Annotated in this window: 24 protein-coding genes and 1 tRNA gene; 12 read left to right on the forward strand and 13 right to left on the reverse strand. The window is 70.9% G+C overall.

Features of this window, described 5'->3' with window-relative positions; translation table 11 throughout:
- Positions 1-22: 22 nt before the first annotated feature.
- Complete coding sequence (locus ACFZ8E_RS06610) at positions 23-1,705, reverse strand: methyl-accepting chemotaxis protein (RefSeq protein ID WP_405042377.1); 1,683 nt, start codon at positions 1,703-1,705, stop codon at positions 23-25.
- Between the two features lie 281 nt (positions 1,706-1,986).
- Between ACFZ8E_RS06610 and ACFZ8E_RS06615 the strand changes: the two genes are divergently transcribed.
- Positions 1,987-2,994 carry a PAS domain-containing protein gene (locus ACFZ8E_RS06615; RefSeq protein ID WP_405042378.1) on the forward strand — a complete coding sequence of 336 codons (1,008 nt, stop codon included), beginning with the start codon at positions 1,987-1,989 and terminating at the stop codon, positions 2,992-2,994.
- Between the two features lie 347 nt (positions 2,995-3,341).
- On the opposite strand, the gene ACFZ8E_RS06620 is transcribed toward ACFZ8E_RS06615, so the two are convergent.
- The gene (locus ACFZ8E_RS06620) at positions 3,342-4,565 is read right to left on the reverse strand and encodes a lytic murein transglycosylase (RefSeq protein WP_405042379.1); all 1,224 of its coding nucleotides are present in this window, start codon (positions 4,563-4,565) and stop codon (positions 3,342-3,344) included.
- Positions 4,566-4,569: 4 nt separating this feature from the next.
- Positions 4,570-5,562, reverse strand: coding sequence for a UDP-glucose 4-epimerase GalE (gene galE / locus ACFZ8E_RS06625; RefSeq protein ID WP_405042380.1), 993 nt, complete (start codon positions 5,560-5,562; stop codon positions 4,570-4,572).
- A 161-nt stretch (positions 5,563-5,723) separates the two neighbouring features.
- On the opposite strand from galE, the gene ACFZ8E_RS06630 reads away from it, so the two are divergent.
- On the forward strand, positions 5,724-6,590 hold the full coding sequence (locus ACFZ8E_RS06630) for a UTP--glucose-1-phosphate uridylyltransferase (RefSeq protein ID WP_147727372.1): 867 nt from the start codon (positions 5,724-5,726) through the stop codon (positions 6,588-6,590).
- A gap of 500 nt (positions 6,591-7,090) precedes the next feature.
- On the opposite strand, the gene ACFZ8E_RS06635 is transcribed toward ACFZ8E_RS06630, so the two are convergent.
- On the reverse strand, positions 7,091-7,993 hold the full coding sequence (locus ACFZ8E_RS06635; protein WP_147841821.1) for an N-formylglutamate amidohydrolase: 903 nt from the start codon (positions 7,991-7,993) through the stop codon (positions 7,091-7,093).
- A gap of 213 nt (positions 7,994-8,206) precedes the next feature.
- Here ACFZ8E_RS06635 and cpdR point away from each other — a divergent pair, with 213 nt between their 5' ends.
- From cpdR to ACFZ8E_RS06655, 4 genes are all read left to right on the forward strand, one after another.
- Positions 8,207-8,563: a cell cycle two-component system response regulator CpdR gene (gene cpdR, locus ACFZ8E_RS06640; RefSeq protein ID WP_147727374.1), complete on the forward strand. Its 357-nt coding sequence runs from the start codon at positions 8,207-8,209 to the stop codon at positions 8,561-8,563.
- An 86-nt stretch (positions 8,564-8,649) separates the two neighbouring features.
- Complete coding sequence (gene grxC, locus ACFZ8E_RS06645) at positions 8,650-8,919, forward strand: glutaredoxin 3 (RefSeq protein ID WP_147727375.1); 270 nt, start codon at positions 8,650-8,652, stop codon at positions 8,917-8,919.
- Entirely contained in the window at positions 8,912-9,769 is an 858-nt protein-coding gene (locus tag ACFZ8E_RS06650) for a carbon-nitrogen hydrolase family protein (protein ID WP_147841822.1), read from the forward strand. The genes grxC and ACFZ8E_RS06650 overlap by 8 nt, the downstream gene beginning before the upstream one ends.
- 4 nt (positions 9,770-9,773) lie before the next feature.
- Positions 9,774-10,244 (forward strand): DUF1178 family protein, encoded by a 471-nt coding sequence (locus tag ACFZ8E_RS06655; RefSeq protein ID WP_243949578.1) that lies wholly within the window; start codon positions 9,774-9,776, stop codon positions 10,242-10,244.
- A 53-nt stretch (positions 10,245-10,297) separates the two neighbouring features.
- On the opposite strand, the gene ACFZ8E_RS06660 is transcribed toward ACFZ8E_RS06655, so the two are convergent.
- Together ACFZ8E_RS06660 and ACFZ8E_RS06665 are read right to left on the reverse strand one after the other, a co-directional pair.
- Entirely contained in the window at positions 10,298-10,786 is a 489-nt protein-coding gene (locus ACFZ8E_RS06660) for a disulfide bond formation protein B (protein WP_243949579.1), read from the reverse strand.
- Entirely contained in the window at positions 10,787-11,368 is a 582-nt protein-coding gene (locus ACFZ8E_RS06665) for a YqaA family protein (RefSeq protein ID WP_147727379.1), read from the reverse strand. It lies immediately after the preceding gene.
- A 156-nt stretch (positions 11,369-11,524) separates the two neighbouring features.
- Here ACFZ8E_RS06665 and ACFZ8E_RS06670 point away from each other — a divergent pair.
- Positions 11,525-11,609: transfer RNA gene (locus ACFZ8E_RS06670), tRNA-Leu, on the forward strand.
- Positions 11,610-11,615: 6 nt separating this feature from the next.
- Here the strand turns inward: ACFZ8E_RS06670 and ACFZ8E_RS06675 are convergent.
- From ACFZ8E_RS06675 to ACFZ8E_RS06685, 3 genes are all read right to left on the reverse strand, one after another.
- A complete protein-coding gene (locus tag ACFZ8E_RS06675; RefSeq protein WP_405042381.1) occupies positions 11,616-11,786 on the reverse strand; it encodes a hypothetical protein in 171 nt (56 codons plus the stop codon).
- Positions 11,741-12,307, reverse strand: coding sequence for a type 1 glutamine amidotransferase (locus tag ACFZ8E_RS06680; RefSeq protein WP_405042382.1), 567 nt, complete (start codon positions 12,305-12,307; stop codon positions 11,741-11,743). The genes ACFZ8E_RS06675 and ACFZ8E_RS06680 overlap by 46 nt, the downstream gene beginning before the upstream one ends.
- A gap of 64 nt (positions 12,308-12,371) precedes the next feature.
- A complete protein-coding gene (locus ACFZ8E_RS06685; protein ID WP_405042383.1) occupies positions 12,372-13,553 on the reverse strand; it encodes a ceramide glucosyltransferase in 1,182 nt (393 codons plus the stop codon).
- A gap of 120 nt (positions 13,554-13,673) precedes the next feature.
- Between ACFZ8E_RS06685 and ACFZ8E_RS06690 the strand changes: the two genes are divergently transcribed.
- Entirely contained in the window at positions 13,674-14,624 is a 951-nt protein-coding gene (locus ACFZ8E_RS06690; protein ID WP_405042384.1) for an NAD(P)/FAD-dependent oxidoreductase, read from the forward strand.
- Positions 14,621-15,526 carry a histone deacetylase gene (locus ACFZ8E_RS06695; protein ID WP_405042385.1) on the forward strand — a complete coding sequence of 302 codons (906 nt, stop codon included), beginning with the start codon at positions 14,621-14,623 and terminating at the stop codon, positions 15,524-15,526. Before ACFZ8E_RS06690 ends, ACFZ8E_RS06695 begins: the two co-directional genes overlap by 4 nt.
- Here the strand turns inward: ACFZ8E_RS06695 and ACFZ8E_RS06700 are convergent.
- The gene (locus ACFZ8E_RS06700) at positions 15,520-16,098 is read right to left on the reverse strand and encodes a TetR/AcrR family transcriptional regulator (protein ID WP_405042386.1); all 579 of its coding nucleotides are present in this window, start codon (positions 16,096-16,098) and stop codon (positions 15,520-15,522) included. The genes ACFZ8E_RS06695 and ACFZ8E_RS06700 overlap by 7 nt on opposite strands.
- A gap of 124 nt (positions 16,099-16,222) precedes the next feature.
- Here ACFZ8E_RS06700 and ACFZ8E_RS06705 point away from each other — a divergent pair, with 124 nt between their 5' ends.
- From ACFZ8E_RS06705 to ACFZ8E_RS06715, 3 genes are all read left to right on the forward strand, one after another.
- Positions 16,223-17,275, forward strand: a complete 1,053-nt coding sequence (locus ACFZ8E_RS06705; RefSeq protein WP_405044334.1) for an efflux RND transporter periplasmic adaptor subunit — start codon at positions 16,223-16,225, stop codon at positions 17,273-17,275.
- 83 nt (positions 17,276-17,358) lie between these two features.
- On the forward strand, positions 17,359-18,441 hold the full coding sequence (locus tag ACFZ8E_RS06710; protein ID WP_405044335.1) for an efflux RND transporter periplasmic adaptor subunit: 1,083 nt from the start codon (positions 17,359-17,361) through the stop codon (positions 18,439-18,441).
- Positions 18,442-18,443: 2 nt separating this feature from the next.
- Positions 18,444-21,509: an efflux RND transporter permease subunit gene (locus ACFZ8E_RS06715; protein WP_313899104.1), complete on the forward strand. Its 3,066-nt coding sequence runs from the start codon at positions 18,444-18,446 to the stop codon at positions 21,507-21,509.
- On the opposite strand, the gene ACFZ8E_RS06720 is transcribed toward ACFZ8E_RS06715, so the two are convergent.
- The 3 genes from ACFZ8E_RS06720 to tsaA form a co-directional block, all read right to left on the reverse strand.
- Positions 21,496-22,035 carry a MarR family winged helix-turn-helix transcriptional regulator gene (locus tag ACFZ8E_RS06720; protein WP_210246686.1) on the reverse strand — a complete coding sequence of 180 codons (540 nt, stop codon included), beginning with the start codon at positions 22,033-22,035 and terminating at the stop codon, positions 21,496-21,498. The two genes, ACFZ8E_RS06715 and ACFZ8E_RS06720, sit on opposite strands and share 14 nt — an antisense overlap.
- Positions 22,036-22,235: 200 nt before the next feature.
- Positions 22,236-22,937: an SGNH/GDSL hydrolase family protein gene (locus tag ACFZ8E_RS06725; protein WP_243949586.1), complete on the reverse strand. Its 702-nt coding sequence runs from the start codon at positions 22,935-22,937 to the stop codon at positions 22,236-22,238.
- Positions 22,934-23,473: a tRNA (N6-threonylcarbamoyladenosine(37)-N6)-methyltransferase TrmO gene (gene tsaA, locus ACFZ8E_RS06730; RefSeq protein ID WP_405042387.1), complete on the reverse strand. Its 540-nt coding sequence runs from the start codon at positions 23,471-23,473 to the stop codon at positions 22,934-22,936. Before tsaA ends, ACFZ8E_RS06725 begins: the two co-directional genes overlap by 4 nt.
- Positions 23,474-23,518 lie beyond the last annotated feature (45 nt).

Here is a 23,518-nt window from a genome sequence, read left to right on the forward strand (position 1 = left end):
CGACGAACGCGTCGACGGGGTTTCAGGCGGCGCGGACGGTGGCCAGGAAGTGCGCGACCTCTGCGCCGAGGCGTTCGGATTGGCGCGACAGCTCGGAACTCGACGCCAGGACCTGGGTCGCGGCAGCGCCCGTGTCCTCCGACGCGCGCGCCACGCCCGCGATGTGGGCCGTGACCTCGCTCGCACCGGCCGAGGCCTGCGCAACGTTGCGCACGATCTCCTGGGTCGCCGCTCCCTGCTCCTCGACGGCCGCCGCGATCGTCGCGGCCACCGCGTTGATCTCGCGGATCCGGGTCGTGATGCCGCCGATCGCGCTCACGGCCTGATCGGTCACGTGTTGCACGTGCCCGATGCGCTGGCTGATCTCCTCGGTGGCCTTGGCCGTCTGGCCGGCCAACTCCTTCACCTCCGTCGCGACGACCGCGAAGCCGCGGCCAGCCTCACCGGCACGCGCGGCCTCGATCGTGGCGTTCAGAGCGAGCAGGTTGGTCTGCGAGGCGATGTTGGAGATCATCCCGACCATGGCCCCGATCTGCCCGGCGGCGTGGCTGAGCTCCTGCACAAGCCGCGCCGTCTGATCGGCGTCCACCACGGCGGCTCGCGCCAGCTCGGACGAGCTGGACATCTGCCGTCCGATCTCCTGCACCGAGGATCCGAGTTGCTCGGCAGCGATGACTACCGTGCTCACGTTGTCCGCCGCCTGCGTGGCCGCCGCTGCCACGGTGCCCGACTGCGCTGCCGTGTCGCCGGCGGTCGCGGTGATCTGCTGGGCCGTCGCCTGCAACTCGGTGGCCGCCGACGAGACCTGCCCGACGATGCCGCCGACGGCCGCTTCAAAGGCGTCGGCCATCTGCCGCATCCCGGCTTGGCGCTGCCGCTCCGCCGCCAGCCGCCCCTGGGACATCTCCTCCTCCAAGGCCTCCGTGCGGATCAAGTTCTCCTTGAACACCTGCACCGAGACGGCCATCGCCCCCAGCTCGTCGCCGCGCCGGGTCGCGGGCACCTCGGTCGCCGTGTCGCCCCGCGCGATGGCGCTCACGCAGGCGGCGAGCTGGCGGATCGGGCGGCCGATCATGAGGGCCGAGAACACGGCCGAGCCGATCAGGACGAGGATGACGGTGCCGCCGATGGCGAGCCCGATCCGGTTGGCGGACTCGGCGGTCGCGACCGTGTTCCGCCGCGCCTCGTCCGCGAAGCGCTGGGCATTGGCGACCGATTCCGTTCCCGCCTCGTTCAACAGCGTGTTCACGCGCTGCTGCTCGGCGACGATCCGCGACAGCCTGTTCCCGTCGACGGACCGCGCGCCATTCTCGAAGCGGATGACGTCGGCCAGCGATGCCGCGAGGTCGGCATAGGTGACGAGATTCGTCCGAAGGTCCTGAAGAACGCCCGGGATCAGCGCGATCCGGATCGGCTCGTCGAGCGCCGCTGCGCCGGTAGCCTTGCCGGCGCGGATGCGCTCGGCGACGCGGGCGACCTGCTCGGCGGTTTCCGCGGTGCGGATGTCGCCGACCGCCGCTTGAAGCTCTGCGTGCGAGAGGCGGGTCTGCTGGATGCCTGCAAGGATGATCTGCTCGCGTCCGGCCGCGGCGTTGGCGTCGATGATATACTGGGCGCTGATCCACTGGTTCATGACGAGGGCCGTGGCGAGCAGGACTCCGATCACGCCCGAAGCACCAAGTTTCTTTCCGATCGTCCAACGCATGATGACAAATCCCCCGAATTCTTGAGAACATCAACAATCCGGACGACAGACCTACGACGCGACATCGCGACGACCATCACGGACGTCTCGGAAGATAGGAGAGTTTCATGGATGCATGATTGACCACACGTCTCACAATGCGCGTTTCCGGCTTGCGAACGACACCGTCCGAGAGCGCAAACCGCTCGGTTCGACTTCGAGCGATGAATAAAAGAGCGATCTGCACTCTTTCGCCCCGGCTCGACGTTGCGTTCCGACGGAGCGTCTGGCCAAGTCGGGCGATGCCCGCCCGACGCCATGCATCCTCCTACCAGTTGCTCAACCTTCTCGAGGCGACCGGCCAGGTCGGCGTCTGGTCCCTCAACCTGCGGACCGGCGAAATGAGCGGCTCGCTGGGTCTCGCCCACATCACCGGCCTGCCTTCGGACGAGAGCCTCCTCGGCCTGCTCGACCGACTTCTCCACCCGGACGATCGCGAAGCCCTCGGCGAGCTGTTCGACATGCTCTACAGCGGCCGGGCGATCGACCGCACGGTCCGGCTTGTGCGTCCCGACCACACCGTGCGCTGGGTTTCGGTCAAGGCCCAGATCGTTCTCGACGACGCCCATCGGCCGATGCGTGCCGAGGGCATCGCCTTCGACGTGACCGGCCCGCACGAGGCGCGTCTGCTCGCCGAGCAGAGCACCGCACGCTATCGCGGCCTCGTTCATGCCATCGCGGCCGTGGTCTGGACGACGGCTCCGGACGGGAAGGCGCGGCCAAGCCCGACATGGCAGGTCCTGACCGGGCAGACGGGCCCGGAGATGCAGGGCGACGGTTGGCTCGCCGCGATCCACCCGGAGGATCGGGCACGGATCGAGACGGCATGGCGAACGGCGATGGAGCACGGCACGCCTTACGAGGCGGATCACCGCGTTCTCTGCGCGGACGGCACGGTCCATTGGTACAGCAACCACACCATACCCCTCCACGATGCCGATGGTTCGGTGCGCGAGTGGATCGGGATCATGCAGAAGATGCCGCCCAGCGGTCGATTCTCGTCGCCTGAGATCACCGGGACGCTCGTGCGCGGAGCCCGCGCGATGCTGCGCTGGTCCGTCGTGGATCTGGCTCGGGCCGCCGGCGTCTCGGTCTCGAGCATCCGGCGCCTGGAGGAGGAGGTCGGGACGGTGCAGCCGCGAACCCGCTTGGCGATGCGTCGAGCCCTGGAAGGCGCCGGCATCGATTTCATCGGGACCCTCGACGGCATGACGGGGGTGATCTTGACCAGGGATCGGCGTGGCGCCTGATCGTGTGGATCTCGAGCCGACGCGCCGTCGGGGCCGGCGATCGATGATGCCGCGCCCTTGGCGGCCGGCATCGCCGGACGGTTCGACGTCATGCCCGCTCGGATCGGACGTGTCTTGAGAGCGCCTTCAGGCGAGGTGGATGCCGGCTCGCGCGAAGCGCGGTCGACGATGCAACACGCGGGCGCCCCTCATAAAACGCCCGATCATCGGAGCCTCCTCCTGTGTCCAGGACGGCGCTACGGACGTTTAGTACGGCTGTCATGCCGGATCGCATAGACCGGAATCCCTGAGGCCCGGCGGAACGCCGCCGCCGTGCGGCGCGAGGTCCGTGCCTCGACGGGTCGGCCTCAGCGCGGCCTGGCGTCGATCCGGCCCGCGAGACGGTCGCGCAGGGCGGGCGTGGCGTAGCCGTCGGCGGTCAGGCCTTCGCGGATCTGGTAGCGCCGGATCGCCTCGCGCAGCTTCGGCCCGGCGCGGCCGTCGGCCTCGCCGGCATAGAGGCCCTGCGCGGCGAGGCCCGTCTGCAAGGCCTGAAGGCCGGCCTTGTCGAGGCGGGACGCCGCGCTCGGCCAGGGTGCGACGAGGGGCGGCCCGCCGGCCAGGCGGTCGGCGAGATGGCCGACCGCCAGCGCGTAGGAATCCGAGGTGTTGTAGCCGCGGATCACCTCGAAGTTGTCGGTGATCAGGAAGGCCGGCCCGCCGGCGCCGCCGGGCAGGAACACGGACGCTCCGCCCTTGTCCGGCAACGGGCCACCATCGATCCGGCTGACGCCGCGGCGCGAGAATTCAGGCAGGTCAGCGGCGTAGCGCGTCAGGTCGAAGCCCTCGGGCAGGCGGACGGCGTAGCCCCACGCGATCGCGGGATTCCAGCCGAGGTCCTTGAGGTAGGCGGCGATCGAGGCGAGGGAATCGGCGTCGCTCGCCCAGATGTCGCTGCGGCCGTCCCCGTCGAAGTCGACCGCGTGCGCCAGGAACGTCGAGGGCAGGAACTGCACCTGTCCCATCGCGCCGGCCCAGCTGCCCAGCATCCGGTCCGGCGCGACGTCGCCGCGCTGCTGGATCGCGAGGGCGGCGAGCAACTCGTCGCGAAACAGCGTGCCGCGGTGCCGGGCGGCGGCGAGCGTCGCCAGCGCGCGGATCGTCGGCACCGAACCGCCGCTCGCGCCGAAATCCGACTCGATGCCCCAGATCGCGAGGAGCACCGAGGCCGGAACGCCGTAGCGCGCCTCGATCGCCGGGAGGGTCGGCCCGAGCGCCGCTCCACGGGCCCGGCCGCGGGCGATCCGCGCCGGCGAGACCGCCCCGACGAGATAGTCCCACACCGGCCGCCCGAACTCGCTCTGCCCCTTGATGCGGGCGAGCAGCGCGGGGTCGGGCACGACGCCGCGGAACGCCGCATCGAAGGTCGCCGGCGCGATGCCCTTCGCGAGCGCATCCGTGCGGAGAGCCGCGACGAAGCCGGGGAACGCGTCCGCCCGGCCGGCTTGCCCGACGGCGGCAGGCTCGGCGAGGGAGCCGCCCGGAGCGGCGGAGAGGCAGAGGGCCAGGAGCGCGGCGCGGATCGGGCGCACGGCCTCAGTGCCGGTTGCGCTTGGGCAGGGCGTCTTCCCAGTCGAGCGCCTGGCGCACGATCGCGTCGAGGTCGTCGTGCTTCGGGCGCCAGCCGAGCTGCTCGCGGATCCGCGACGCCTCGGCGACGATCCGCGCCGGATCGCCGGGGCGGCGGGGCGAGACGCGCACCGGGAAGTCGCGACCGGAGACGCGCTTCACCGTGTCGATCACCTCGAGCACCGAATAGCCGGTGCCGTAGCCGCAATTCAGCGTCAGGCTCTCGCCGCCGGCGCGCAGGTGGTCGAGGGCGACACGGTGCGCCTCGGCGAGGTCGGAGACCTGAATGTAGTCGCGCAGGCACGATCCGTCCGGCGTCGGGTAGTCGGTGCCGAACACCTCGAGATGCGGGCGCTGGCCGAGGGCCGCCTGCGTCGCGACTTTGATCAGGTGGGTGGCGTTCGGCGTGGACTGCCCGGTGCGACCGCGCGGGTCGGCACCGGCGACATTGAAGTAGCGCAGGATGACGTAGCTGAAGCCGTGCGCGGCCGCCGCGTCGCGGATCATCCACTCGCTCATCAGCTTCGAGCGGCCGTAGGGGTTGATCGGGTTGGTCGCGAGGTCCTCCGGCACCGGCACGGTCTCCGGCTCGCCGTAGACCGCGGCGGTCGAGGAGAAGATGATGTGCTTCACGCCGGTGCGCACCGCGGTCTCGATCAGCGCGCGCGTCTTCACCGTGTTGGCGAGATAGTAGTGCAGCGGGTCGGCGACCGAGTCCGGCACGACGATGCGGGCGGCGAAATGGGCGATCGCGTCGACGCGGTTCTGCAGAATCGTCTCGGTGACGAGGCCGGGGTCGCCGACGTCGCCGCGCACGAGCTTCACCTCCGGCGGCAGGGCCCAGTCGAACCCGGTGGAGAGGTCGTCGAGGACGACCGTCTCCTCCCGCCCGGCATCCTGCAGGGCGAGAACCATGTGACTGCCGATATAACCGGCACCACCCGTGACCAGAACCGCCATCGTTGCCCCTGAAAGAAACCGCGCCAACCAGCAAGCGGAAGCTTGCTTTTAACCGATAATGCTCAATCGTGCCGCGCAACGGCGCGAAGCCGTCCGCTTGCCGTGCTAGTGTTGCCCGGAACGCCCGGCCCGTCCAACTCCCACGTTTGGGTTTTTGCTCGATGAAACCGATCCGAAAGGCCGTCCTCCCCGTCGCGGGCCTCGGCACCCGCTTCCTGCCGGCCACCAAGGCCGTCCCGAAAGAGATGCTGACGGTGGTCGACCGGCCGGTCGTCCAGCACGTGGTCGACGAGGCGCGGGAAGCCGGCATCGAGCACTTCATCTTCGTCACCGGCCGCGGCAAGGCGGTGATCGAGGACCATTTCGACATCGCGTTCGAGCTCGACCGGATGCTGCAGGAGCGCGGCAAGTCCGCGGCCTACGAGGAGCTGAAGCGCGACCTGCCGGCCGCCGGCCAGACCAGCTTCACCCGTCAGCAGGCGCCGCTCGGCCTCGGCCACGCGGTGTGGTGCGCCCGCGAGATCGTCGGCGACGAGCCCTTCGCCGTGCTGCTGCCGGACATGCTCAGCCGCGGCTGCATGGGCCAGATGCTCGCTGCCTACGAGCGCCACGGCGGCAACGTCGTCGCCGTCGAGGAGGTCGCGCCGGAGGAGACGCATCAGTACGGCATCGTCAGCGTCGGCGAGACCTTCGGCCAGACCTTCGAGGTCACCGGCATGGTCGAGAAGCCGAAGCAGGGCACCGCGCCTTCGAACTTCATCATCTCGGGCCGCTACATCCTCCAGCCGGAGATCTTCGGCATCCTCGAGCATGGCGAGAAGGGCGCGGGCGGCGAGATCCAGCTCACCGACGCGATGATCAAGCTGATGGCCGAGCAGGACTTCTTCGGCATGCACTACGAAGGCCGCACCTACGACACCGGCTCCAAGCTCGGCTTCCTCACCGCCAACATCGCCTACGCGCTCGACCGCAAGGATCTGGCCGGCCCGCTCAAGGCCGAGATCGCGAAGCTCCTGGCCGACGGTTAGGCGGCTGCGGACGTGCAGCCGGAGCGGGCGGGGTATGCGCAACCGGTAGGGGTATTCCGCTTGCGTTTTGTGCGTCGCAATTTACTTTGTGCATTGCGGGATCGCGATGGCGTCGCGGTCCGGCAGCCCTTCTTGGGCGTTTCCTCCCTAGACTTCGGGCCGCTCCTTCGGGGGTGGCCTTTTTTCTTGGTCGCAGGACTGCCCGACGTGTGTGGTCGGGCCCGGGGTCATCAGTTTCACGCAACCACGGTTCTGCACGCTCCTCGTCATCCCGAGGCGCCGAAGGCGGATCCGGGGATCCGGGGATCCGGAACCGCAGGCCGTACTCGATCCTGCCGTCGTCGGCTCTGGATCCCGGGTTCCGCTGCGCGGCCCCGTGACGACGGGGAGGGGCTGATCGGTCATGCCCGCTCGCGGGCGAGGATTGCCGGAGAACGACAGGCAACCTCGGAAGGACCTGCGACGCCCTGCGCCCGATCCGACGAGGAGCCGTTATCAACCTATTCGGCGGCGATGCCGATCGGCGTCTCCGAGCCGAGGTCGTCGGCGACCTCGACGATCGCCTCGCCGAGCGTCTTGGCCAAGTCGAAGAAGCCGGGCGTGATCGCGAGGCTCGCCTCGTTCATGTAGAGGGCCCGGTTGATCTCGATCTGCAGCGCGTGCCGGCCGATGTTCGGCTCGCCGTAATGCTCGGTGATGAAGCCCCCGGCATAGGGCTTGTTGCGTACCACCTTGTAGCCGCGGGCGCGGAAGGCCGCCTCGAAGGCGTCGATCAGCGCCGGGTCGCAGGCGGTGCCGAAGCGGTCGCCAAGCACGAAGTCCGCTCGCGCATCGTGATCGCGCCCCAGGCTCGACGACGGCATCGAGTGGCAGTCGATCAGCATGCAGCGCCCGAATTCCCGCACGGTGCGCAGGATCAAGCCGCGCAAAGCCCGATGATACGGCTTGTACAGCCCGTCGATGCGCGCCACCGCCTCGTCCACCGGCATGCGCGCAGCATAGATCTCCTGCCCGTCCGAGACGACGCGCGGCACCGTGCCGAGGCCGCCGGCGACGCGCATCGAGCGCGTGTTGGCGAAGGGCGGCAGGCGGCCCTCGAACATCCGCGGGTCGAGCTCGTAGGGCTCGCGGTTCACGTCGAGATAGGCGCGCGGGAAATTGCAGCGCAGCAGCGGCGCGCCGAGCTCGACCACCTGGGCGAACAGCCGGTCGACATGCGCGTCCTCCGACCGGCGCAGCGATAGCGCGTCGAGCCGCGAAGCCTTCAGGAAGCTGTCCGGGTAGACCGACCCGGAATGGCCGGTGTTGAACACGAACGGCAGCGTGTGCCGCGTCGGCTCGTCCACGGCGAAGGCGGGCGAGAAGCCGAAGGCGTCTGTCTGATGCGGAAAGGGGAGCGTCATCGGCGGGGAGGCGCACCGTCGGGAATGGGAACGGCCAACGTCAGGGCCGCACTGTGGGGCGGCGGCGGCGGCCTGTCCACCGTGCCGGCGGGCTCCGGCATGGCCGCGCGGTGCGGCCTGTCACCTCGCAGGGGCGGCAAATCCTAACGTCTTGTTTACCGTTGGCTCCCTTTATGAAAAGAACGTTGCGATTCGAGGGTCCGGAACCGTCCGATGAAAATTCTCTTGGCGGAAGACGACAACGACATGCGCCGGTTCCTGGCCAAGGCGTTGCAGAATGCCGGCTTCGACGTGCTGTCGTTCGACAACGGCCTGTCGGCCTACAATCGCCTGCGCGAAGAGCCGTTCGAGCTGCTGCTGACCGACATCGTGATGCCTGAGATGGACGGGATCGAGCTCGCCCGCCGGGCGACCGAGCTCGACCCGGACATCAAGGTGATGTTCATCACGGGCTTCGCCGCCGTGGCGCTCAACCCGGATTCGAAGGCTCCCAAGGACGCGAAGGTCCTGTCGAAGCCGTTCCACCTGCGCGATTTGGTCAACGAGGTTGAGAAGCTGCTCGCCGCTTGAGGCGGCCGGCGTGACGTTCCGGCCATAGGCGATCGGGACCGCCGACCCCTATATGGTCGTGTCATCCGCGGGACGCGAACACGCCCATGAATCCGGTTACGATCTACACGACGGCGTGGTGCCCCTACTGCTCGGCGGCCAAGAGCCTGCTCAAGGAGAAGGGCGTCGCATTCCGTGAAATCGACGTCGAGAAGACGCCCCCCGAACGCGCCACCATGATGGCGCGCGCGGGCGGACGCACCAGCGTGCCGCAGATCTTCATCGGCGAGACCCATGTCGGCGGCTGCGACGACCTCTACGCCCTCGACAAGGCCGGCAAGCTCGATGCGCTGCTGAAGGCCTCCGCGAATGCCTGAGACCCGCTTCGTCGCCGCCTGCGTGCAGATGCGCTCGGGTCGCGACCCGGGCGCGAACCGCGACGCGGCGGTGGCCGGCGTGCGGGAGGCGGCATCGCGCGGCGCGCAGTTCGTCCAGACCCCGGAGATGACCTCGCTGGTCGAGCGCGACCGCGCACGGCTCTTCGCGGTGGTGCGCGGCCAGGACGAGGACGAGACGCTGGCCGCGCTCCGCGACGCGGCACGCGAGACCGGGACGGTGGTGCAGATCGGCTCCCTCGCGATCCGCGCCGGCGAGAAGATCGCCAACCGCGCCTTCCTGATCGGCGCGGACGGCGCGATCGTCGCGGCCTACGACAAGCTGCACCTGTTCGACGTCGACCTGCCGAGCGGCGAGCGCTGGCGGGAATCCTCGACCTATACCGGCGGCGCCTGCGCCGTCGTCGCGCCGACGCCGTGGGCCGAGATCGGGCTCGGCATCTGCTACGACATCCGCTTCCCCGCCCTCTACCGGGCGCTCGCCGAGGCCGGCGCCTCGGTGCTGACGGCGCCGGCGTGCTTTACCCGGCAGACCGGCGAGGCGCATTGGCACGTGCTGCATCGGGCACGCGCGATCGAGACCGGATCGTTCATGATCTCGGCCGCCCAGGGCGGGACGCACGAGGACGGTCGCGAGACCTACGGGCACTCGCTCATCGTCGATCCGTGGGGCCGGGTGCTGGCCGATGCCGGCGGCGCCGAACCCGGCGTGATCCTGGCCGAGATCGACCTTTCCGCGGTCGCGGATGCGCGCGCGCGAATCCCCTCGCTGCAACATGGGCGCCCGTTCACGGTCGAGCGGGTCGGCTCCCCAGGAACCGCCCCGTCGTGACGGCATGATCCGGTACAGTCTCGTCTGCGAGGCCGGGCACGGCTTCGAGAGCTGGTTTCCCTCGTCCGAGTCCTTCGACGCTCAGGCGGCGCGCGGCCTCGTGACCTGCCCGGTCTGCGACACGTCGCGGGTGGTGAAGGGCCTGATGGCGCCGAGCCTCGCCCGCACCGACCGCGGGCGCCCCGTGGGCGGCGCGGACGCGGATCTGCCCGTGCCCGTCGCACCCGCCCCGGTGCCGATGATCGCCGAGCCGGAGCGGCGCATCCGCGAGATGCTGCGGAGCCTGCGCGAGCACGTCGTCGCATCGGCCGAGCATGTCGGGACGCGGTTCCCGGAGGAAGCGCGCAAGATCCATTACGGCGAGACGCGGGAGCGCGCGATCTACGGGCAGGCCAGCCCGGACGAGGCCCGCGCCCTGATCGACGAGGGCATCGACGTCGCGCCCTTGCCGCCGATGCCCGACGATCGCAACTGATCGATCGCGCGGTCGAAGCGGCCGGGCGTTCGTAAGCGATCGCGTCGGATCGCTCAGGGCTTCGCTGCGGCCGTGCCGGCGATGCCGGCGAGCACGAAGGCGATGACCGCGTTCCAACCGGCGAGCGAGACGCCGAGCACCCGCATCGCCGCGGTCGAGCAGTCGACGACCTTCGTCGTCTGCAACGCGTTCAGAAAATCGCCGACGGCCGCCGGGTTCGCGCCCGTGCCGCCGCCGCAATCGGTCGGGCCCGGCCAGAACCCCCACTCCGCGCCGGCGTGGTAGGCGCCGAGCCCGGCGCCGTAGAGCAGGCCGGCCGCGGCCAGCCCGAGGGCGAGGCGCGAGAGCCGCTCGGGCAGGAACAGCGCGAGGACGGCGAGCGGCACCGCCGCGTAGTAGGGCAAGCGCTCGGTCAGGCAGAGCTTGCACGGTGCGTAGCCGTAGCCGAACTGCAGCACCAGGGCGGCGCCGACCGTGAGGATCGAGCCGATCAGGACGGCGAGCGCGGCGCGGCGCAGGCGCAGCAGGGCGGCGTAGCTCATCTAGAGGATCACCTTGAATAGGACGAAGCCGAGGACGATCACCGCGACCGAGATCGCGACGACCGCGTTGAGATGGCGGTCGAGCACGCCGCGGATCTGGACGCCGTAGCGGCCGAGCAGCCCGGCGAGGATGAAGAAACGCGCGCCTCGGGTGACGATCGACAGCAGCGTGAACCAGAACAGGCTGTAATGGGCGAAGCCCGAGGTGATGGTCACGAGCTTGTAGGGGATCGGCGTCAGCCCCTTGAGCAGGATCACCCAGTGCCCGTACTCGGCATAGGATTGCTGGAAGGTCGCCGCCTTGTCCTGCAGGCCGTAGAGCCGGATCAGCCAGGTTCCGAGCGAATCGAACAGCAGCGCGCCGATGGCGTAGCCGACGAGGCCGCCGAGCACCGAGCCGACCGTGGCGATCAGCGCGTAGAACCACACCCGGTCGGGCCGGCTCACCGCCATCGGCACCAGCATCGCATCGGGCGGGACCGGGAAGAAGGAGCTCTCGGCGAACGCCACGGCGCCCAGGACGTAGGGCGCGGAGGGCTTGCCCGAAAGTGCGAGTATCCACTCGTAGAGGCGGCGGATCATCGGGCCTGTCTGTGCATCGGGTTCCTCGGGGCAGGGCGCCCTTTGAGCACAGCCGGCCCGACCGCACCAGCGTGCCGGCGATCCGCCGCACGCCGTGCGCGACCCCGGGAAAGGGCTTGGCCCGGCCACGGGACCTGTGCGAAAAGGCTCCCCGTCGCGGGTATGGTGGAACTGGTAGACGCGGGCGACTCAAAATCGCCAGCCGCAAGGCGTGGGGGTTCGATTCCCTCTACCCGCACCAACCTTCTCATCCCTGCTCCAGGAATCGTCGGATCCAGCCCGCCACCCGGTGCCGGTCGTCCGGTGCGTCGAGCGAGGCGAGCGCCGCTTGCGCCCGCTCCGGATCATCCTGCGCATCGGCATGGCCGGCGATCAGGGCGCGGGTGTAGTCGGGCTCGAATTCCGGGTGGAACTGCACCGACAGCGCGGCGCGGTCCCGGTATTCCAGCATCGCATGGGCGTGAAGGCGCTCGCCGCGAGCACGCGGGTCGCGGGCGGGGCCACGACGACCTGATCCTGATGGAACGCCGCCACCGCGATCCGTGTCGCGTCGTCCGTGAACGGCGCCCGCTCCGTCACCGCGTAGCCGTGCAGGCCGAGGGCGCGCCCCTTCTCCGAACGGATCGCGCGGCCGCCATAGGCCTCCGCCATCACCTGATGCCCGAAGCAGATGCCGACGAGGCGCTTCTCCGGCGGGAGCGCGCGCAGGGCCGCGATCAGCGGCGCGATCCACGGCAGCGGATCGTAGACGCCGGCCGCCGAGCCGGTGACGGCGTAGCCGTCGAACGCCTGCCAATCGGAGGGCATCCGTCCTGCGCGGACATCGAAGATCGTGCTGTCGTGCGCCGGCCCGATCATCCGAGCCGTCATCGCGCCGTAGGAGGGGAAGCGGTCGAGCCGCGCCGGCGGCGATCCGGCTTCGAGGATGGCGATGCGCACGTGACCGACCGCTGCTGATGATCCGCGACCGGCATCGCGCCGTTCGCGCCGCGATGCAACCGGGTCAGGCGGGGCGCGCCGTCCGCCCGACCCGTCGCGGCCGGACGACGGGCTTGAGGCGGATGTCCATGGCGTTGCCGCGCCAGACGATCGCGCGATGGGTCCAGGCCGCGCACCAGACCAGCGGGATCAGCGCGTCGCGCAGAACGAAGGCGAGGAGCAGGCGGGGGGCGTGGAACCAGCCGGCGCGCGTCGCCAGCCGGAGCTCGGCGGCGTAGCCCAGAGCTGCGAGAGCGGCGAGGCCGGCCGCCGCCGTCCAGGTTCCGGCCAGGAGCCCTGCGAGCAGGAACGGCAGCAGCGTGCCGCTGGCGATCTCGGGCGCGAAGAACAGCGGGAACGTCACCCGGCGCAGGCGCGCCCAGCGGATCTGGCGGGACCAGACCTCGGACGCCCTGCGGCGCCCCAGCGGCTGCTCGTACGGCGCCGCGACGAGGTGGACGCGGCGGCCGGCCGCGCGCACCAGCTTCGTCGCCGCCGCGTCCTCGGCGATCTCGGCGGCCAGCGCCCGGATGCCGCCCTGCGCCTCCAGGAACGGGCGATGCCAGAGCATGCTCTTGCCCTGCGCGAAGCCGAGCCCCACCGCCTCGCCGGCATATTGCCAGCGCGCCTGGAGGGTGTTGAGGAAGGCGCACTCGACCGCGGCCCAGATCCCGTCCGGCCGTGCGCCGATCGGCGTCGAGCAGACGAGGCCGGTGTCGGCGCGCCACGCCGCCTGCATCCGCTGCAGGTAGTCCGCCGGCATCAGCACGTTTGAATCGGCGATGACGATCCAATCGTGTCGCGCCGCCTCCCAGCCCCGCACGCAGTTGTTGAGCTTCGGGTTGTCGCTGATGCGCTCGTCGCCGATCAGGATGCGGGCCGGAACCTGCGGATGTGCCGCGACCAGGCGGCGGACCAGCGGCAGCACCGGATCGGCGGCATCGGCGACGCAGAACAGGATCTCATAGGCCGGGTGGTCGAGCGCGAAGCCGCGGGCGAGGGTCTCTTCGCTGAAGGTCTCGAGGCCGCAGACCGGGCGCACCAGGGAGATCGGTGCGCCGGCGGGGAACGTGGTCTCGCCGGGCGAACGGCCGATCCGCCGACCCGCCACGATCAGGCTCGCGAGGTGGACGATCGTCAGGAGCGCGCACGGCGCGAGGGCGAGCGCGGTGCCGTCGAGGGCCGGTAAGGTGCTGGCGAGACCCATGCGGCACGCATCTCCGAACCGGCCTGTCCCGCGGCGTGCGGCCGCGCCGGCGGACTGCCCCTAACAGGGTGCGCATTTCAGCCGTATGACAGCCTCGGGCGCACCCAGGGGAGCGAAGCTTTGGCCGAAGGCGGAACCGTCGCGATCCTCGGAGCCGGCATGGCGGGCGGCGCCGCCGCCCAACGCCTCGCCCAAGCCGGCATCGCCGTCCGCATCTTCGACAAGGGCCGCGGCATCGGCGGGCGCATGGCGACGCGGCGCACCAGGACGGGCCAGCGCTTCGACCACGGCGCGCAGTTCTTCCGCGCCAAGGGCGACGCGTTCCGCGCGCAGTGCGCAACCTGGATCGCGTCCGGCGTCGCTGCGTCCTGGGGCGAGGACGGCCGCACCGTCGGCCTGCCTGGCATGCCGGCGCCGGTCCGCGCCCTGCTCGACGGCTTTCCGGTCTCGCTCGAGACCACGATCATCCGCATCGCGCGCTCGGAGGCCGGCTGGATGCTGACGGATGCGGACGGCGTCGCCAGCGGTCCCTTCGCCGCCGTTGGTCTGACCTTCCCGGCGCCGCAGGTCGTGGCGTTGATTGCGGCGAGCGGTCTCGTCCTGGCCGGGCCGGACCGGGCGACCTACGCGCCGTGCTGGTCGCTGCTCCTTGACCTCGACGAGCACCCCGGCTTCTCGAAGGCGCATCTGGCGTTCGCCGACGGTCCGATCGCGCTGATCGTGCGCGAGGAGACCAAGCCAGGCCGCGCGGCCGGTCACGCCCTGGTGGCGCATGCCGCGCCGGACTGGTCCCGCACGCATCTGGAGGATCCGCGCGAGGCGGTCCGGGCCGCGCTGATCGGCGCGCTCGAAGCCCGTCTTGGCCGGGCGGTCCGCCCGGCCTACGCCGCCGTCCATCGCTGGCGCTACGCCATGGTCGAGACGGCGCTCGGCGAGCCCTGCCTCTACGATCCGGCGCAGCGGCTGGGCGCGGCCGGCGATTGGTGCCTCGGCCCGCGGATCGAGGCGGCCTTCGACAGCGGCCGGGCGCTGGGCGAGCGCATCGTCGCGGACCTGAAGGGCGCGCGGTGATCCCGCCGATCGTGTTTCACCCGGCCTACGAGGCGAGCCTGCCGGCCGGGCACCGGTTCCCGATGCGCAAGTACGGGCGGCTCGCCGAAGTCCTGACGGAGCGCGGGCTGGCGCCGCGCGGGTTCGTGACGCCGGAGCCGGCCTCGCCCGAGCTGCTGCGGTTCGCCCACGATGCGGCTTACGTCGAGGCCGTCCTCGCTCTTTCGGTCCCGCGGGCGATCGAGCGGGCGATCGGCCTGCCGGTGGACGCGAGCGTCGTCCGCCGCTCGCGCGCCTCGGTCGGCGGCACGTTGCTCGCGGCGCGCCTCGCCCTCGCGCAGGGTCTCGCCGGAAGCGCTGCAGGCGGGAGCCATCATGCCCGGCGCGAGCAGGGGGCGGGGTTCTGCGTCTTCAACGACGTCGCGGTCGCCGCCCGCGCCCTGCAGGCCGAGGGCGCGATCCGGCGGGCGCTCGTGGTCGATTGCGACGTGCACCAGGGCGACGGCACCGCCGACTGCCTCGCGCGCTCGCCGGACCTCTTCACCCTCTCGATCCACTGCGAGAAGAACTACCCGACCGCCAAGATCGCCGGCGACCTCGACATCGGCCTGCCCGACGGGCTCGACGATGCCGGCTACCTCGCCGTGCTCGAGGCGCGGCTTCCGCCCCTCCTCGACGCGCTGGCGCCCGACCTCGTGTTCTACAATGCCGGCGTCGACCCGCATCGCGACGACCGCCTCGGCCGGCTCGCGCTCAGCGACGACGGGCTGCTTGCCCGCGACCGCTTCGTCGTCGGGCAGGCGCGCGCCCGCGGCATCCCGCTCGTCGCGGTGATCGGCGGCGGCTACACGCACGATGTCGACGCGCTCGCGGGCCGCCACGCCCTGGTGTTCCAGGCGCTGGCGGCCAACGCCCTCTACTGATCCGCGGGCAGCGCCCGCGCCTGGGTCTCGAGGGCGTCGAACAGGCAATTCAGCGCCGCGCCGTCGAGGCGGTGGAAGTCGAGCGAGCGGCTCAGCATCAGGCCGAGGATCGAGAAGGTCAGCGCCGCACCCTGGCCCGCGCGCCCCTCGATCGAGCCCATCGCCGCGAGCTGCTCGGCCAGGAAGTCGGAGAAGGCCGCCACGGCCTCGGGGTTGTCAGCCGACGCGATCAGCAGGGCATCCGGAAACCCGCATTCCTCGGCGTACATCTCACGGGCATGGGCGATCACCGCCAGCGGCAGCGCGGCGGGCCCTCGCGGGCCGGCGGCGAGGCAGGCGGCGATGCCGGCGCGAAGCCGGCCGACCTTGCGGACCGCCAGCGCGGTCACCAGCGCATCCTTCGAGGCGTAGTGGTGCAGCACGCCGCCCTTGCTCAGCCCGGCTTCCACCGCGACGGCGTCGATCGTCAGCGTGCGGCTGCCGGAGCGCCGCAGCAGGGCTTCGGCCGCGTCGAGGATCACCTCGGCGCGATCCTGTCGCCGGCTGCGCGTCTTCGCCGTCCCATCGTCCATCGATACCGCCCGTAAAAACCGTCTGGACGGTCGGTAAGATAGCGGATAAGTTCCGGCCGCGATAGATCGAGTCGGGACCATGCGCGCGGTGAACCGAGGTTTTTCCATCGTCCTCGCGTCGACGATGCTGGCGGCGACCGCCGTCCGTGCCGATCCGGTGCCGCTGATGGCGCAGACCCTGGTGCGCACGGTGATCGCGGCGGAAAGCCCGATCGCCGGCGACGTCGTCTTCACCGGCGACGTCCAGGCGCAGGGGCAGACCAGCGTCTCGTTCCGCACCGCCGGCAAGATCGAGACCCGCCTCGTCGAGGTCGGCGACCATGTCGCGGCCGATCAGGTCCTGGCCCGGCTCGACCCGCGCGAGCAACGCTCGAACCTCGCCAACGCGCAGGCGGCGCTCGCCTCGGCCGAGGCGCTGTCGACCCAGGCCAAGCTCGGGTTCAAGCGCCAGGAAGCGCTGATGGCGAGCGGCTACACCACGCGGCCCTCCTACGACAACGCCGAGCAGCAGCTGCGCACGACCCAGGCCGCGGTCGATTCGGCCAAGGCGGCCCTCGGCACGGCACAGGAACAGCTGTCCTACACCGAGCTGAGGTCGGGCGTGGCCGGCATCGTACTCAGCCGCTCCCTGGAGACCGGGCAGGTGGTGCAGGCCGGCCAGTCGGTCCTGACGCTGGCGCAGGACGGGCCGCGCGATGCGGTCTTCAACGTCTACGAGGCCTTGCTGGCGTCCCCTCCGCAATCCGGCACCGTCGACGTGACGCTCCAGGGCGACCCGTCGGTGACCGCCATCGGCAGCGTCCGCGAGATTTCGCCCAGCGTCGATCCGGCCTCCGGCACCGTCCGCGTCAAGGTCGGTCTCAAGCAGACGCCGCCCGCGATGAGCCTCGGCGCGGTGGTGATCGGCCGCGGCCGGTTCCAGAGCCACGCGGCGATCGTGCTGCCGTGGTCGGCGCTCTACCGGTGGGAGGACAAGCCCGCGGTCTGGGTACGCGATCCCGCCGGCGGCACGGTGGCGCCCCGCATCGTGACGATCGACCGCTACGGCCCCGACAGCATCGCGCTGTCGAGCGGGGTCGCGTCGGGCGAGGAGGTCGTCATCGCCGGCATCCAGTTCCTTCGCCCCGGCCAGACCGTGACGGTGGCCCAGCAGGTCGCGACGGGAGCCGCGAAGTGATGGTGTTCAAGCGTTTCTTTGCCGCCGCCTTCCCTTCCTCCTCCCGCGCAGGGGGGAGAGGCGGGCGGTTTCGGGCCCCTTCCATCCTCGTCGGAACGTCGCTGCTCGCGCTCGCCGCCTGCAAGCCCGCCGAGGAGGCGAAGGCGCCGCCGGTGCGGCCGGTCCTGTACGCTGTCGCCAAGCCGATCGCGTCGGTGCGGTTCGGGCCGTTCGCCGGCACGGTCGAGCCGCGCTACCAGTCGCAGCTCGGGTTCCAGATCGCCGGCCGGGTGGTCGCGCGCGACGTCACCGTCGGCGACCTCGTGAAGAAGGGGCAGCGGCTCGCCGCCCTCGACACCGTGGTGCCGCGCTTCGCGATGACCCGAGCCGAGGCCGACGTGGCGGATGCCAAGGCGCAATCCGAGAACGCCGCCGCCACCGAGGCGCGGACCCGGCGCCTGATGGAAGGCGGCAACGTCACCCAGGCGCAGCTCGACAGCACCGTCGCCAACCGCGACACCGCGCAGGCGCGGCTGACCCAGGCGCAGGCGAGCCTGGAAAAGGCCCGCGACCAGATGGGCTACACCGAGCTCCAGGCCGACTTCGACGGCGTCGTCACCCAGCGCAACGCCGAGATCGGGCAGGACCTCACCGCCGGGCAGACGGTGGTGACCGTGGCGCGGCCCGAGGTGCGCGAGGCGGTGGTCGACATCCCCGACGACCTCGTCGCGGCCATGCCGAAGGACGGCCGCTTCACCGTGGCGCTGCAGAGCGCCCCCGAGATCACCGCCGTCGGCACCGTGCGCGAGACCGCGCCCTTTGCCGATGCGAGCACCCGCACCCGGCGTATCCGGATGTCGCTCGACAACCCGCCGCGCGCGTTCCGGCTCGGGGCGACGATCACCGTGTCGCTGGTGCGCAGGATCGCGCCGCGCTTCGTGCTGCCCGCCACCGCCATCCTCGGCGCCGACGGGCGAGATTCCGTGTGGATCGTCAACGCCGCCGGCGACGCGGCGAAGCGGTCCCCGGTCACGGTCTCGGACCGGAAGGGCGACTATGTCGGCGTCGCGAGCGGGCTGGCGGCGGGCGACCGCGTCGTCGTCGCCGGCGTCCACTCCCTCGCCGACGGCCAGACGATCCGCCTCGCGGATGCGCCCATCGTCGTTCCCGGCACGCAGGACTTCTGATCGTGGGTAGCTTCAACGCATCGGAATGGGCGCTCTCGCACCGCTCGTTCGTGTGGTTCCTCATGGCGATCTGCCTGGTGGCCGGCACGCTCGCCTATCGCGGGCTCGGCCGCGAGGAGGACCCGCCCTTCGCGATCAAGACGATGGTGGTTCAGGCGGTATGGCCGGGCGCCACCATCGGCGACACGCTCGAGCAGGTCACCGACCGGATCGAGAAGGAGCTGCAGCAGGTCGCGACCCTGGACTACGTCCGCAGCTACACCACGCCGGGCAACGCGACGGTATTCGTGCAGCTGCGCGACACCACGAAGGCGTCCGAGATCCAGCCGTCGTTCTACCAGGTCCGCAAGCGCCTCGGCGACATCCAGGGCACCTTCCCGCAGGGGATGCAGGGGCCGTTCTTCAACGACGAGTTCGGCGACGTCTACGGCAACGTCTACGGCTTCACCGCCGACGGCCTGAGCCACCGCCAGCTGCGCGACTACGTCGAGGGCGTGCGCACCGAGATCCTGAAGGTACCCAACATCGGCAAGACGCTGCTGCTCGGCACGCAGAAGGAGACGATCTTCCTCGACTTCTCGACGCGCAAGCTCGCCGGCTACGGCATCGACATCCAGTCGCTGATCAAGACGCTGCAGAGCCAGAACGCGATCTCGCCCTCGGGCGTCGTCCAGGCCGGGCCGGAGCGGGTCTCGGTGCGGGTGAGCGGGCAGTTCTCGTCCGAGACCTCGCTGGAGACCATCAACCTGCGGGTCAACGACCGCTTCTTCCGCCTGTCGGACGTCGCCGAGATCAGCCGCGGCTACGAGGACCCGCCGGCCGCGCTGTTCCGCGTCGACGGCAAGCCGGCGATCGGGCTGGCGATCGCCATGCGGCCGAACGCCAACCTGCTGCATTTCGGCGAGGACCTGAAGGCGCGCATGCGCCTGATCGAGGCGAAGCTGCCGATCGGCGTCGGCATCCACCTCGTCTCGGACCAGCCGCGGATCGTCGAGGAGGCGGTCGGTGGCTTCACCCAGGCGCTTCTCGAGGCGGTGGTGATCGTGCTCGCGGTCAGCTTCCTCAGCCTCGGCATCCGCGCCGGCCTCGTGGTCTCGATCTCGATCCCGCTGGTGTTGGCCATCGTCTTCGTCGTGATGCAGATCATGGGCGTCACCCTGCAGCGCATCTCGCTCGGTGCGCTGATCATCGCGCTGGGCCTGCTCGTCGACGACGCGATGATCACCGTCGAGATGATGGTCGCGCGGCTCGAGCTCGGCGATTCGCTGAAGAAGGCCGCGACCTTCGCCTACACCTCGACCGCCTTCCCGATGCTGACCGGCACCCTGGTGACGGTGGCCGGCTTCCTGCCGATCGGCTTCAACGGCTCGTCGGCCGGCGAGTACACCTACTCGCTGTTCGTGGTGATCGCCGCCTCGCTCCTGGTCTCGTGGGTGGTGGCCGTGCTGTTCGCGCCGCTGATCGGCGTGACGCTGCTGCCCAAGACCATGAAGAAGCACAGCCACGAGCCCGGCCGGATGGGGCGGTTGTTCCTGCGCGCGCTCGTCGCCGCGATGCGCTTCCGCTGGCTCACCGTCGCGGGCTGCGTCGCGCTGCTCGGCCTGTCGATGTACGGCATGACCTTCGTGCAGCAGCAGTTCTTCCCTGCCTCCGACCGCACCGAAATCCTGGTCGACTTCACCCTGCCGCAGAACGCGACGGTTACCGAGACGCAGGCCCAGATGGACCGTTTCGAGGCGACCCTGACGGGCAACCCCGACGTCGAGCGCTGGTCGTCCTATGTCGGCCAGGGGGCGGTGCGCTTCTACCTGCCTCTCGACCAGCAGCTCGCCAACAGCTTCTTCGGGCAGGTCGTCGTGGTGACGAAGTCGCTGGAGGCGCGCGACCGCCTGTTCCCCAAGCTCGAGGAGCGGGCGAAGCGCGACTTCGTCGGCACCGACGTGTTCGTGAACCCGCTCTCGCTCGGCCCCCCGGTCGGCCGGCCGATCCAGTACCGCTTGAGCGGGCCCGACCTCCAGGTGGTCCGCGCAAAGGCGCTCGCGCTCGCCGATATCGTTGCCAAGAGCCCGCATGTCGGCGTGCCGACCTTCGACTGGAACGAGCCCGGCAAGGTGCTGCGGGTCGAGATCCTGCAGGACAAGGCACGTCAGCTCGGCGTCACCAGCCAGGACATCGCCGGCATCCTCAACGGCGTCGTCGGCGGCACGGCGATCACGCAGGTGCGCGACTCGATCTACCTCGTCAACGTGATCGGGCGGGCGCAGGCGGCGGAACGGACCTCGCTCGACACCCTGCAGAGCCTGCAGGTGACGCTCGCCAACGGCTCGGTGGTGCCGTTGCTCGCCTTCGCGCGGATCGCCTACGACCTGGAGCAGCCGATCGTCTGGCGCCGCGACCGGGTCGCGACGCTGACGGTGCGCGCCCCGATCATCGACGCGACGCAGCCGCCGACCATCGTGGCGGCGCTCGCCGCCGACATCGACGCGTTCGCCGCGGCCCTGCCGGAGGGTTACGCGCTCGCCACCGGCGGCGCGGTCGAGGAGGCGGCCAAGGGCCAGGGCCCGATCGCCGCGGTGGTGCCGGTGATGCTGCTGACGATGGCGGTGTTCCTGATGATCCAGCTGCAGAGCGTGCAGAAGCTGTTCCTGGTGTCGAGCGTGGCCCCGCTCGGGCTCATCGGCGTCGTCGCGGCGCTGCTGCCCTCGGGCAAGCCGATGGGCTTCGTCGCGATCCTCGGCATCCTGGCGCTGATCGGCATCATCATCCGCAACGCGGTGATCCTGGTGAGCCAGATCGAGGAATGCGAGGCCGACGGCCTCGGGCCCTGGGACGCGGTGGTGGAGGCGACCCGCCACCGCATGCGCCCGATCCTGCTGACGGCCGCGGCGGCGAGCCTCGGCATGGTCCCGATCGCCCGCGAGGTGTTCTGGGGGCCGATGGCCTACGCGATGATCGGCGGCATCATCGCGGCGACCTTCCTGACGCTGTTCTTCCTGCCGGCACTCTACGTCGGCTGGTACCGGATCCGGCCGCCGGCCCCGAGCCGCCCGCCCGCTACCGCGGCTTGATCGGCCGGCGCGGCGAGGTCGGCGGCGCGGTCTCGTCGGGGGCGACCGCCTCGGGCGGGATCGCCACCGGCTTCGAGAACGCACCGAGGTTGTCGACCAGCTTCGTCAGCAGGCGGATCGTCTCGGCGACCTCGTCCGCGCTGAGCGCGGCGAGGAAGTTGCGCTCGCGCTCCAGCGCCACGACGGTGATGCGGTTGTGCAGGTCGAGGCCGGCGGGCGACAGCGCCAGCAGGCGGCGGCGGGCGTCCTTCGCGTCGCCCTGGATCAGCACCAGGCCGCGGCTCTCCATCCAGGCGATGCTGCGGCTCACCACGGCCTTGTCGAGGGCCGACAGCTCGCAGATCCGGTGTGCGGTGATCCACGGCTCGGAGGCGAGCCGGTACATGATCCGCCAGTCGGTCAGGCCGACCCCGAAATGCTGCCGGTAGAAGATCGAGGCGTTGTTGGTCAGCGTGTTCGACAGGTGCGTCAGCAGTGCCGGCACGTAGACGTCGGGATCGACGATGGCGGGCTCGTCCCGGCTCACCGCGGGGGATTCCTGTGCGCCGGCGATCGATCCACCCATTGACCATGCCCCGCCGAGACGTGCTCCTCCGTGCATCCGCTCGCGCGTTGCCGGATCGTCCCAGTATCCGGAATACTTAGACCCGATCGCACCCGTCGCGCACCTGCCGGCTGGAAACTTGTCTCCGCCGACACAACCTTTTCGGCCGTGCGGGGATCCGATCAGGGCGGCGCAGGGTCGCACAGGGCCGGCGCGAGCGCGCCGAGCACGGGCCGGTAGGCCGCAAGGTGGAGCCCGTCGCGCATCGTGCCGGGCTTGGCGAAGCCCGTCGCCCCGTCGCGGATCGCGGCGAAGGGATCGGCGAAGCGGCAGCCGAGCCGCGCGCACAGGGTTTTGAGCCGACCTGAGTAATCCGCGACCGCGAGTGGGTCGAGGCGCCCGTCGAGCGCGCGACCGATCGGCGGCAGCGCCGTCACGACGAGGCGATCCGTGTTCGTCGTCAGCTGTTGGATGATCCGCGTCGCCGCCGCCTCGTAGCGCGCCGCCGCCGCGGCCTCGCGCGGGTGGTTCTTGGCCAGGATGTCGTTGGTGCCGATCGTCAGCACCGCCGCCCGCGGCCGGACCGGAAACCGCAGGGTCGCGACGAGGTCGGCGTAGACCGGCGCGCTGGCGCCGCTGACGCCGCCGTTCACGAGTTCCAGGCCGCAGGGCCGCTGTGCCGGCGTTTCCAACTCGGCGTGGGAATCGCCGGCCAGGAAGACGTAGTCGGCGGGCGCCTCGTCGAGATGGACCTGCACCGCGGTGAGCCGGCCCTGCGCGTAGGCGCGGACGTTGACCGGCGCGACCGCGAGCATCCGCCCGAGCAGGATGCCGGTGCCGACGAGGGCGAGACCGGCGAGGCCGGCGACGATGCGGCGCCTCATGCGCGGGCGGTTCCGGCCCGGTCCACCGTCGCGTCGGGCCGGGAATCGGTCGTCGCGTAGTAGGGCTTGATGTCGAGGAGCGGGGTGCCGTCGAGGCAGTCGAGACCGCGCACCGTCAGGGTCGCGCCGTCGCGTCCGAGCAGCTCCACCACCGAGAGCGCGATCGGGTTCGGCCGCGCCGGCGAGCGCAGCGAGAACGTGCCGCGGCTGCCGTCGGCGTGGCGCGGGCGCTGCACCAGCAGGCCGCGCTCGGCCCGGTCCATCCAGTACAGCAGGATCAGGTGGCTCGCGCCCTCGACGTTCTGCAGGCCCGGCGCGTAGCGCGGATCGACCGCGACGGTGCAGGCCGCGTCGGTCTGCAGCCCGTTCTTCGGGCAGTCTCCGCGAACCGTCCACGGCGTGTGGATGCGGCCGATGAAGTGGAGCCCGGCATCGGCGCGATCGGGGAGGGCGACGGCCTCCTCGCCCGCGCGGCGCGCGAACGCGTCGCCGGCGGCGTCCATGCTGGTCGCGTTCTTAGCATCCCGATCGGTCATCCGCCGGCTTTCGGGCAACGCGACGCCGACCGCAAGCCCCGCCTC

This window comes from Methylobacterium sp. HMF5984, from assembly GCF_045033435.1.
In the GTDB taxonomy this organism is placed as follows: Bacteria; Pseudomonadota; Alphaproteobacteria; order Rhizobiales; family Beijerinckiaceae; genus Methylobacterium.